At 29.6% G+C, this 11,220-nt stretch carries 10 protein-coding genes, 1 pseudogene and 1 other annotated feature (1 of these 12 only partly in view); of the genes and pseudogenes, 7 read left to right on the top strand and 4 right to left on the bottom strand.

Going from position 1 to position 11,220, the window contains the following annotated elements:
• Window positions 1-298 precede the first annotated feature (298 nt).
• Window positions 299-631: a LysM peptidoglycan-binding domain-containing protein gene (locus tag NGI68_RS10420; RefSeq protein WP_251861421.1), complete on the bottom strand. Its 333-nt coding sequence runs from the start codon at window positions 629-631 to the stop codon at window positions 299-301.
• A 390-nt stretch (window positions 632-1,021) separates the two neighbouring features.
• Between NGI68_RS10420 and NGI68_RS17270 the strand changes: the two genes are divergently transcribed.
• The 7 genes from NGI68_RS17270 to NGI68_RS10385 all read left to right on the top strand — a co-directional run bounded on the left by NGI68_RS17270 (window position 1,022) and on the right by NGI68_RS10385 (window position 8,666).
• Window positions 1,022-1,186: an MBL fold metallo-hydrolase gene (locus NGI68_RS17270; protein WP_502799386.1), complete on the top strand. Its 165-nt coding sequence runs from the start codon at window positions 1,022-1,024 to the stop codon at window positions 1,184-1,186.
• Window positions 1,173-1,346: an MBL fold metallo-hydrolase gene (locus tag NGI68_RS17265; RefSeq protein WP_251861419.1), complete on the top strand. Its 174-nt coding sequence runs from the start codon at window positions 1,173-1,175 to the stop codon at window positions 1,344-1,346. Before NGI68_RS17270 ends, NGI68_RS17265 begins: the two co-directional genes overlap by 14 nt.
• A 379-nt stretch (window positions 1,347-1,725) precedes the next feature.
• Window positions 1,726-2,058 (top strand): hypothetical protein, encoded by a 333-nt coding sequence (locus NGI68_RS10405; RefSeq protein ID WP_251861418.1) that lies wholly within the window; start codon window positions 1,726-1,728, stop codon window positions 2,056-2,058.
• A 117-nt stretch (window positions 2,059-2,175) separates the two neighbouring features.
• A protein-coding gene (locus NGI68_RS10400; protein ID WP_251861416.1) for an IS5 family transposase occupies window positions 2,176-2,945 on the top strand; the annotation gives its coding sequence in 2 pieces (ribosomal slippage) (window positions 2,176-2,503 and window positions 2,503-2,945; 771 coding nt in all).
• A 542-nt stretch (window positions 2,946-3,487) separates the two neighbouring features.
• Window positions 3,488-4,675: a hypothetical protein gene (locus NGI68_RS10395; protein ID WP_251861414.1), complete on the top strand. Its 1,188-nt coding sequence runs from the start codon at window positions 3,488-3,490 to the stop codon at window positions 4,673-4,675.
• A 51-nt stretch (window positions 4,676-4,726) separates the two neighbouring features.
• Window positions 4,727-5,884, top strand: coding sequence for a M20 family metallopeptidase (locus NGI68_RS10390; protein WP_251861412.1), 1,158 nt, complete (start codon window positions 4,727-4,729; stop codon window positions 5,882-5,884).
• A 766-nt stretch (window positions 5,885-6,650) separates the two neighbouring features.
• Window positions 6,651-8,666, top strand: coding sequence for a methyl-accepting chemotaxis protein (locus NGI68_RS10385; protein ID WP_251861411.1), 2,016 nt, complete (start codon window positions 6,651-6,653; stop codon window positions 8,664-8,666).
• A gap of 70 nt (window positions 8,667-8,736) precedes the next feature.
• Here NGI68_RS10385 and NGI68_RS10380 read toward each other — a convergent pair.
• The 3 genes and pseudogenes from NGI68_RS10380 to NGI68_RS10370 form a co-directional block, all read right to left on the bottom strand.
• Window positions 8,737-9,246, bottom strand: a pseudogene (locus NGI68_RS10380) (PLP-dependent cysteine synthase family protein); the annotation flags it as partial.
• The gene (locus tag NGI68_RS10375; RefSeq protein WP_251861410.1) at window positions 9,230-9,682 is read right to left on the bottom strand and encodes an S-ribosylhomocysteine lyase; all 453 of its coding nucleotides are present in this window, start codon (window positions 9,680-9,682) and stop codon (window positions 9,230-9,232) included. The pseudogene NGI68_RS10380 and the gene NGI68_RS10375, both read right to left, overlap by 17 nt.
• A gap of 1 nt (window position 9,683) precedes the next feature.
• Window positions 9,684-10,826, bottom strand: a complete 1,143-nt coding sequence (locus NGI68_RS10370; protein ID WP_251861409.1) for a trans-sulfuration enzyme family protein — start codon at window positions 10,824-10,826, stop codon at window positions 9,684-9,686.
• A gap of 164 nt (window positions 10,827-10,990) precedes the next feature.
• Window positions 10,991-11,220, bottom strand: a binding site (T-box leader) (it continues 14 nt past the right edge of the window).

The following is an 11,220-nucleotide window of genomic DNA, read 5'->3' as shown; positions in this document are numbered from 1 at the left end:
AAAGATTTTAAACTTTATGAGCAAAGTGCACCTGAAATGTTAGAAATATATATAATTATCACTAACATTTCAAGGTGCATTTTTAAGTCTATCCCATGACAACCCGATCTAATACTCCCATCGCACTTTGTGAAAGCGATTCCCACAAAATCGAAGATTTGGGCTCTCTGCTTTTCTTAAAAGTGGGAGTAAAACTCCCTCTGAAGCCAAGAACTTTGTTTATGCTAATTTTTATAATATAAAACTATAGTGAAACTTTTTCTAAAAGTTTTATTATATCAGCATCACTGGTTTTATATTATAGCATTGAAGGTACTACAACTAGGTGTTGATTAGGGTATATAACATATGGTGGAGTTAAGTAATTAAACATAACTAGCTCTTTAATAGAAGTACCAAATTTTTTTGCAATGCTGTAAAGAGAATCTCCAGGTCTAACGGTATATATTACTGTTTCGGGAGGAGACCACGGTATAACAATTTGCTGAAATGGATAAATAATATTGGGATTGACTATGTTATTAAATTTCATTATATTTTCTACAGTAGTAGTATGATTATAAGCAATTCTATAAAGAGTATCCCCTGGAAGTACTGTATAAATTGTTGTACCAAAATAGGAATCTGGCATAAGTATCATCACACCTTTATTATTTTATAATTTATACTATGTGAATTTATAGAATATAGTGAAAAACATCTAAGTTAAAGCTTAGTTATTGGTTAACTAAAAGAGAATACAAATGGTTGAATTTTATACTCAGTTTATATTGATTTTTTATAGGTTGTGTACAACTTTTATATGGAATCATATATGAACTTGAGAAAACATATAGGTCCAATATAATATAAGGATATGGAGATTATTTTGTGTAGTGGATTTATAGATCATATATTTAGTACATGTATAACTATAATAAGAATTAAATCAATTAAAAATGTAGGTTATTAAATTAAGTAGAAATAAGCAATGATACTAAAGATATACGAATTAATAACAACAATGAATTTGTATAAATGAATTGATTCTTATAAAAATGCTGCAAAAGAAAAAGGCATTGATATTATCAAATTAACAAAGATAATTATAACTCATCATGATTATGATCACATGGGAGCATTAGCCAATTTACATAAAGGAAAGCAAAACATTAATTGCTGGGGATACATTAGTGGTAGAAGATAATAAATTGACCATAGCAAATCCTCAATATACATTGGATATGATAGGTGCTAAAAAATCTATAAAGAAGTTATTGAATTATGAAATAGATAAAATTGTATGCTATCATGGAGGCGCATATACTAAGAACATTAAAAAATCATTGGAAAATATAGTTGTGTAATGATTTTATAGTTATAGGTTATTTGTGTGTGTTGAAAAAATGTACGCTTTAAAAAAATATAAAATAGATTTAATTATTGAATTTTTATAGTTATTAATGTAGATCAAAAAAAGTTTAAGTTTTAACAACATATAAGAAAAATATATTTAATAAGTTTAAGGGGATAAGAGGGATAAAAAATAGTAATAACACACCTGCTGTTAATTTTTATAAACATTGTGTATTTATAATTGAAAAAGAGCAAAAGAATATAGATTCTGATTTTATGGAGTATATTATGTTATGGACTCAGGGTAAATAATTTGTATATTGATATGGGCATGAAATAATTAATAATTTTAAGATTTATAATAGAAGTATTACTATAGGGGATGTAGTTATGGCTTTCATTTTACATTCTTTTATAGCATTACTTGGAGGGACAGTAGGAACTATTTTGCATCCTAGAATTATGAAAGATAGAAAAGTAGCTGTTGTACTAAATTTTATAATTTCATTGATGGCTATGATAAAGGGTGCAATCAATATTAAGCTTCCTATTACATCTTTTATAACATGGGTGTTTCCACCATTATATAATATTATTCAGATATATAAAGAGGGAGAATATTTTACCACAAGTACAGTAGCACAAGGCATAGGATATGTTAGTATTTATTGTATTGTATTTATATGTATTCAATTGTATTTATTAAAAAAGAATAAATTTTAGTTATGATATGGCTCAATGTGGTATTTTAAAATTTTATTAGGGTGTGTCTGAAAACTAACTAGTGCAAAAGACTTAAATTTTAGCTATAATAATATAAAAAACTATGAGGTTAAAACAATGACACAAAAACGCTACGAAATATCAGATGAACAATGGAATCAAATAAAAAACTTATTTCCTGTTGCAAAAACAGGAAGACCACCCAAAGATAATAGAATTATGTTCAATGCCATACTATGGATTGCAAGAAGCGGTGCTGCATGGCGTGATTTACCTGAACGCTTTGGGTCATGGAAAACAGTATATAGTCGTTTTTGTAAGTGGCGTGATGACGGTACTTTAGTAGTAATTTTTAAAGAGCTAACCTCAGAAGCAGATTATGAAAATTTAAGTATCGATTCAACATGCATTAAAGCCCACCAACATAGTGCAGGTGCTAAAAAGGGGCTGTAAACAACGAAACGAAACAACATATTGGATTAAGCCACGGAGGACATACGACAAAAATTCATGCAGTTGTGGATGCCCTTGGCAATCCGGTATACTTCCAATTGTCATCTGGTAATTTACATGACAGTACACAAGCAATAGATATCCTTTCAAACATTGATATACAAAGTAGTAATATTTTAGCTGATAAAGCATATGGCACAAATGAAATTAGAGAATATATAACGTCACAGGAGGCCTCATATACTATTCCACCAAAATCTAATTCAAAGAATCATTGGCCTTGTGATTGGTGGATATATAAGGAGCGTCATCTAGTTGAATGCTTTTTTAATAAAGTGAAGCATTTTAGAAGAATTGCTACTAGATATGATAAGCTTTCTTCTTCTTTTCTTGCATTTGTTTATATTTCTGCCATTTTTGTTTTATCTAAATAAGCTCTTGATATATTGTTTTCAGACACGCCCTAATCACATTGATCTTTAGAGATATTATATTCTTAAAGTCTTGGAGAAAATCTAAGGCTTTTTTTATTTTAAGTTTAAATTGACTTATTGTATTAGTTAAATATGTGAAAACTTGAAAATACTATACTTATCTATTATGATATTAAAAAAAAATTTATGAAAGTTTTCCGTTATTTTAGTTTGATATGCAGAAAAAATATTCACATGGATAAAAGTAGCACTTATCCAATGTTTCATATAAAGGATTATATTTATTAAATTTTTGGATGTAAATGTTATAGGTGATTATGTAAACAATATCTTTTATATTGATCATTTATTAAATGAGAGGTAAATATGAAGGTTATAATTTTAAAAGACGGAAATACGACAAATTTCTTTGGATAGAAAAATATTTTTCCATAAATATTAAATTATATACAAATTTAGTACGTTGACATGATAAATTTCCTTTGATATAATTGATAAAATTTTAAAATTTATAGGAAAAAATAAAAAAAGGGGGAGTTATTATGAATTTTAGTATGTTAATAGGGGCATTTGCTATTGTATTATTTATTTTAACAGTTGGCGAAATCATTTCACAAAAAACAAAAGCATTTGTTCCATCGGTTTTTGTATCGGCGGTATTATTCTTAATTGGATTTTGGACTATTATGCCAAAGGATATTATTACTAAAGCATCCTTTGAAAAGCCAATAGTATATGTTGCTATGTATTTATTGTTAGTTCATATGGGTACATTAATGAATTTAAAGGAATTATTATCTCAATGGAAAACAGTGGTTATAGCTCTGGCTGGAATAGTAAGTATATGTATAATGTCACTAATTGTAGGGAAATTGCTGTTTGGATGGGAAAATGTTGTAGCGGCTACTCCTCCATTAACAGGTGGTGTTGTGGCATCTATATTGATGGCTAAAGCGGCAACAGATAAAGGATTAACGGCAGTTGCTGTGCTTGCCACTTCTATGTATATTATGCAAGGATTTGTGGGATATCCCATTTCAGCTATATGTCTTAAAAAAGAAGCAAGAAGAGTATTAAGTAATTTTAAAGAAAATGGTGGAAAAGAAAGGTTAGCTAAAAAGGAAGCTGCTTTATCAGTAGGGGAACCGAGAAAAAAACTTATTCCACCATTACCAGAAGAATTGCAAACACCATATATGATTTTACTTAAATTAGGTGCTGTGGCTTGGCTTGCATCTAAGATTGGACCTGTTATTCATATTAATGATTTTGTTGTTTGTTTAATATTAGGGGTTATTGCCTGCGAAATAGGATTTTTAGAAGAAAAGGCTTTAAATAAAGCAAATGCTTTTGGATTTCTTATGACTGTACTTATGGCATTTATATTTGCTAATCTTTCACAGGCTACACCAGCTATGTTAAAACAAATAATAGTTCCTCTACTTGGAATCATTGTTTTAGGTGTAATTGGTATGTATATAATGTCTTTAATACTATCAAAAGCCTTAGGATTTTCAAAACAAATGGGGTTTGCCTGTATGCTTACTGCATTATATGGATTTCCAGCAGACTATATATTAACACATGAAGCCATTAAATCTGTATGTGAAACAAAGGAAGAAACAGAATATGTACTTGATGATATGCTTCCTAAAATGCTAGTGGCAGGATTTACTACAGTTACAATAGCATCAGTAATTATAGCAGGATTCTTTGTAAAATTATTGTAATATTCAAATTTTTTAAACATAAATAAATTAAAATAGTTAGGGGAGGATAATATGACAGCAATAGAAATAACTAAAAAATACAAACAAAATATAATAGATTTAAGAAGAAAGTTTCATAAGTATCCTGAAGCTAGTTTAAAGGAATATAATACATGCAAAATGATTAAAGAGGAATTAGATAAATTAGGTATTGAAAATAAAGTGGTAGCAAACACGGGGATTATTGCTGAAATAAAAGGCGCAAAGACTGGTAAGACCATAGCCCTAAGGGCGGACATAGATGCATTAACTGTTACAGAACTAAATGATTGTGAATTTAAATCAAAAAATCAGGGATTGATGCATGCCTGTGGACATGATTGTCATATATCCATGCTTTTAGGAGCTGCTATGGTTTTAAAGGATATGAAAGATGAACTTAAGGGAACAGTAAGATTGATATTTCAACCAGCAGAAGAAGTTGCTAAAGGTGCAAAAATGATGATAAAAGAGGGAGCATTAGATGGGGTAGATGGAGTATTTGGTATGCATGTATGGAGTGATATAGAGGTTGGATCCGTATGTGTTCAACCAGGTCCACTAATGGCTTCTGCGGATATATTTAATATTAAAGTAACTGGTAGAGGAGGCCATGGTTCAGCTCCACATCAAGGAGTAGATGCAGTTGTAGTTTCTTCTGCCATAGTTATGAATCTACAAAGTATTGTTAGTAGAGAAATAGATCCACTAGAACCAGCAGTTGTAAGTGTTGGATCTATTAATTCAGGGTCAAGGTTTAATGTTATAGCCAGTGAAAGTATTTTGGCTGGTACCACAAGATGTTTTAATCCTGAAATAAAAGAAAAGTTCCCAGAGATTATAGAAAGAGTAGCTAAAAATACTGCAGCTACATTTAGAGCAGAAGCAGAAGTTGAATATAATTCAGGCACAGCTCCAGTAATTAATAATGAAGAATATTCAAAGATGGCAGAAGGTTCTCTAAAAAAGGTTGGTGCAAAATCCATAGTAGTGGAAAAAATTATGGGGGGAGAGGATTTTTCAGAATATCAGGAAAAAGTTCCAGGGGTATTAGCTTTAGTTGGAGTAAGAAATAAACATAAAGATGCCATATATCCTCAACACCACCCACATTATACTGTTGATGAGGATGCTCTAGAAGTAGGTGCTAGTCTTTATGCACAGTATGCACAGGATTTTTTAGATAAATAAAGATATTTTAATATAAGTAGAGATGTTAATATGCCTTTGCAGATAAATTTTTAACTAGAAAAGATAAAAAATCTTCCTAAAGAAACAATAGAGTTAATAGCAATAGATACATTCCAGTTGAATTCTATAGAAGAATTAGAACAATATTTTAATTTCATTTATAATAATATAGTAAAAAGCATGGCGATTTATTTAAATTTTCCATGCTTTTATTTTTAATTTTATGATCTTTTATTCTTATATAATTAATTAGAAAAAAGCCTTAGATAAAATCTGAGGCTTTTTCTATGTAATAAATTCCATATATATGGTAATATATTGATATAATATAGTATATGCCAATAATAAATGGGTAATTTATGAATTTAAGTTTTGCATTTACATATTTTAAATAATAATTCAATTTCAATAGTAATATATTCTTTTTTATGTACGATAATTTGTATGTAAACAATATACAATGCTAAATGCTATTTTGTATATAGAATATCATATATTTATAAAGGCATATAGGTGTGTTGTGCTTTAATAATGATGTTATTTTTTGTTAATATGATTTTTATAATATTATCTGAAATGTAAATACAAATTACACAGATTATTAATAATATAAAAAGGTCCGATGAATGTATTTCTTATCCAATAATATAAATAGTTTTTACAAAAATAATATAAATATAATAACAGAGATTAGTAAAAAGTATGGGGAGAAGAAATATACATGGCACAAAATCATATTTAATATTTTAATAGGGGAGGAAGTTTTATGAAATCATTGAAAACAAAGCTTATAACTATATTTGCATCACTCATATTTGTACTAGCAGTAGTATTAGGAGTTATAATAGTAAATAGAGTTACTACAAATTTAACAAAGGATTATTATAATGATTTACAAAATCTATCCGTTGAAAAAGCTAATTACATAAAAGCTAAAATTGACGGGGAAATACTTTATATGAATTCCATGTCTCAGGATGATAAGATTATAGATAATAAAATTCCCTGGGAAACAAAAGTGGCATATTTTGAAGAAGAAGCTAAAAGAGCAGCATATATGAATTATTGTTTTGTAGATAAGAATGGGAATTCTATTGTTTTTGATAAAGCTAAAAATAGTAGCAATGTTAAAGATAGAGAGTATTATAAAAAGGCTATGGCAGGTAAGGCATCCATATCAGATGTTCTTGTAAGTAATGTAACCAGGAAACCAGTAATAGTTATTGCAGCTCCTGTTACAAGAAATGGTCAAGTTCAGGGGGTTTTTTATGGAGTAAAAGAAGCAACTTTTTTAAGTGATATTGTTAGTAAAATTAAATATGGAAAGACAGGCTTTGGTATTGTTGTAAATGATAAAGGTGTTACAGTAGGACATGAAAAGAAAGAACTTGTTTTAAGTCAAAGCAATATGATTGAACAAGCTAAAAAAGATGAATCTTTTAAGAGTTTATCATCTTTAATAGAAAGGATAATATCAGAAAAGAAAGTTGGCAATGGAGATTACAAATATGAAGGAAAAAAGAATGTTGTTGGTTATTCTCCAATAAAAGGAACGAATTGGACTGTAGTTTTTGGAGGAGAAATGGGAGAAGTATTAAGTGAAGTATATGGTCTTAGAACAACCATTATTATAGTATCTTTAATACTTATAGCTCTTGGAATAGTGGCTACTTATTTTGTAAGTAATACTTTAACTAGGCCTATTGTGGTGGTAACGGATAGAATTAACAAAATGGCAGATTTGGATTTTCTAGTATATGAAAATGAGGAGATTTCTAATTATAAGGATCGTAAGGATGAAGTAGGGGTTATGGTAAGAGCTTTAAGAAAAATGAGAAATAATATTGTAGCTTTTGTTACAGAAACAGATCATTCAGCTCAACAAATAGTTGCATCATCCCAAGAAATAACAGCAACATCTCAGCAATCAGCTACAGCTTCTCAAGAAGTAGCAAAAACTATAGAAGATATAGCAGCAGGGGCAGAAAATCAGGCAAAGGATACAGAAACTTCTACTGTAAGTGTAGATGAAATGGGAAATTTACTAGAAGAAAATAAACAACATATAAAAGAATTAAATCAAGCTGCTAAAAACATAGAAAATAGAAAAGAAGAGGGATTTGTCATATTGGGAGAGCTTGTTAATAAAACTAAGGACAGTACCAAAGCAGCAAAAAATATTTATGATATTATACTAAATAATAACAAAAGTGCTGAGAAAATAGAAAGTGCCAGTGCAATGATTCAATCTATAGCAGAGCAAACAAACTTATTGGCTTTAAATGCAGCTATAGAAGCAGCTAGAGCAGGAGAACATGGGAGAGGATTTGCAGTAGTTGCAGAGGAAATTAGAAATCTGGCAGAACAATCCAATAGTTTTACAGGTGAAATAAAAAAGGTTATAGATAGGCTAAAAATGGAATCTGAAAATGCAGTAAATAAAATGGAAGAAGTAAAAGAAATAAACGCATATCAAGCACAAAGTGTAAATGACACAGAAGAAAAATTTGAAAAAATAGCAGAATCCATAGATATAACTAATAGTGAAATAAGAAAAGTCAATGAATTGTCAGAAAGAGTTAATGAAAATAAAGAAAAACTTGTGGATTTGATGCAAAATTTATCAGCTATAGCAGAGGAAAATGCTGCAGGAACAGAACAGGCTTCAGCATCCATAGAAGAGCAAGCGGCAAGTGCAGAGCATATAGCTAATGCCAGTGAAGGGTTAGTTCATATTTCAGAAGAATTAAATGAATTAATTAAAAAGTTTAAAATGAACTAAATAAATAGCGGGAGAGAACACAATAAATTCTTTCCCGCTTATAAATTTTGTTGGTATATAAAATTTTCTTAAGTTCCCCATCTAGTGCGTCATATATTTCTGGTCCAGTAGTTTCGTAGTGAGATAGGGGATTTGATTTGTTTTCAAATTGTCTTAGACTAATTGAATTTTCTATGGTTTGTAATAATTCATTAGCTTTTTCAACAGCACCTAACATGCCATGTTTTTTAGGGGTATTTATTATTGTAGCCCCTAAAGCTCTCATTAATGTTTGCTTTTCCACTGAAAATTTTTCAGGCACTACAAATATTATATTATATCCTTTATTTATTGCTGCAAGGGCAACGCCAATGCCAGTATTACCGGCAGTGGCCTCAACTATTGTATACCCTTTTTTTAACTTACCCTGTTTTTCAGCTTGTTTAATCATATAAATTCCAATTCTGTCTTTTACACTTCCACCAGGATTATTATTTTCAAGTTTTGCAAAAATGTTCACACTTGGCTTAATATTTAAATTATTAAGTTTTATAATAGGTGTATTACCTATAAGATCTTTAATACTATTTAAATACTTCATTGCTTATACCTTTACTTAAAACATGCTTTGCATATTCTTTTGCAGAAAAAAGTGAATGGTCTCTATAGTTTCCACATTCAATTGCAGTAGTCGCAGGTACTTTTTCTGTTTCTATAACTTTATTTAATGAGTAATTTAAAGCATGGATAACAGTATCAACTTCAACATCTCCCCAAGCTATTAGATAAAATCCTGTTCTGCAACCCATTGGAGAAATATCTATAATATTATCCATTTTTTCTCTCATATATCCAGCTAATAAATGTTCTAAGGTATGAACTGCTCCAGTAGGCATTTCTTCTTCGTTAGGTTGGGAGAATCTTAAATCAAATTTTGTAATTGCATCACCTTTTTCACCTTTTTGGTTTCCACATTTTCTTACGAAAGGTGCCTTAACCTTTGTGTGATCTAATGAAAAACTTTCTACTTTGACCATTTTATACACTCTCCTTTAATGCATTTTTTAAATCATTTATTAAATCTTCGGCATTTTCGATACCTACAGACAATCTTATTAAATTATCTACAATACCAACTTTTGGTCTTAATTCATAAGGTATAGCTCCATGAGTCATGGATGCTGGATGGCAAGCTAAAGATTCAACGCCACCTAAACTTTCTCCAAAGGTTATTAATTTAAGGCTTTCAAAGAATTTTTTATAATCATAACCATCCTCAAGAACAAAAGATATCATTCCTCCATAACCGTTAGCCTGTTCTGACTGAATATCATGTCCTGAATGAGTATTGAATCCAGGATAATATACTTTTACTATTTCTTTTCTATCTTTTAAAAATTCAGCAATAATTTTTGCATTTAAATTATGCTTATCCATTCTTACAGCTAGAGTTTTTATGCCTCTAATTAAAAGGAAAGAATCAAAGGGAGCTAAAACTCCACCAGTAGAATTTTGTACAAAATGAATTCTTTTAGCTAAATCTTCATTATTTACAACCACAATGCCTGAAAGTACATCACTATGTCCTCCAAGATATTTGGTTGCACTATGAATAACTATATCTGCTCCAAGTGTTATTGGTTTTTGTAGATAAGGAGTCATAAAAGTATTGTCAACTATGGTATATAGACCATGTTCTTTAGCTATTTTTGATATTATTTTTATATCGGTTATATCCATGAGAGGATTAGTAGGACTTTCTATATATATGGCTTTTACAGTTTTATTTATACTATTTTTTACTTCATCTAGATTAGAAGTGTCAACTATAGAATAATTGATACCAAAATTATTAAATATTTTGTCTAGAACTCTAAAAGTACCACCATATACATTATTTGAAATTAGTATACTATCTCCAGATTTAAATAATGAAAGCACCGCAGTTATTGCAGCCATTCCAGAGGCAAATGCAAAGCCTTTGTATCCTTCTTCAAGTTCTGCAACAAGTTTTTCTAAAGCTTCTCTTGTGGGATTACCTGTTCTTGAATATTCATATCCTGTATTTTCTCCAAATTTATATTGTTTATAAGTTGAGGTTTGATAAATAGGCACATTTACTGACCCTGTATGCTTATCTCCATCTATTCCACCGTGTATTAATAATGATTCTATTTTCATTTTATTGTTCCTCCTTAAAAGTAAATTGGGTTTGATAAGTTATATAAACATTGATTTTTATACGCCTATAGAAATATAACAAATTCCATATAAACATATGACCTAAAATAAAGGAGAAGAAAACCAATGAATAAATATAACAAAAAAACTTCTGCCTCTAAAAACTTAGAGGCAGAAGTTAAATTCCGCGGTTCCACTCTAATTGTTATTGAAAAAATATGCAATAACATCTTCACTTGGTACAATCATACCTTAACGCTTTAACGGGCGTACACGCTGCAATCTACTATATTTCAACACAGTGCTCAAAGATGCATTCACATAAATTACACTTAAAATCCTTTTCAGCTACTAGGATTTTTCTCTGTTAGATTACCTTATGCTACTAATTCTT

The organism is Clostridium sp. Marseille-Q2269, assembly GCF_943736985.1.
Taxonomy (GTDB): Bacteria; Bacillota; Clostridia; order Clostridiales; family Clostridiaceae; genus Clostridium_F.
Note: the sequence above shows the minus strand (reverse complement) of the source record. Positions and strands in the feature narration are given on the sequence as shown.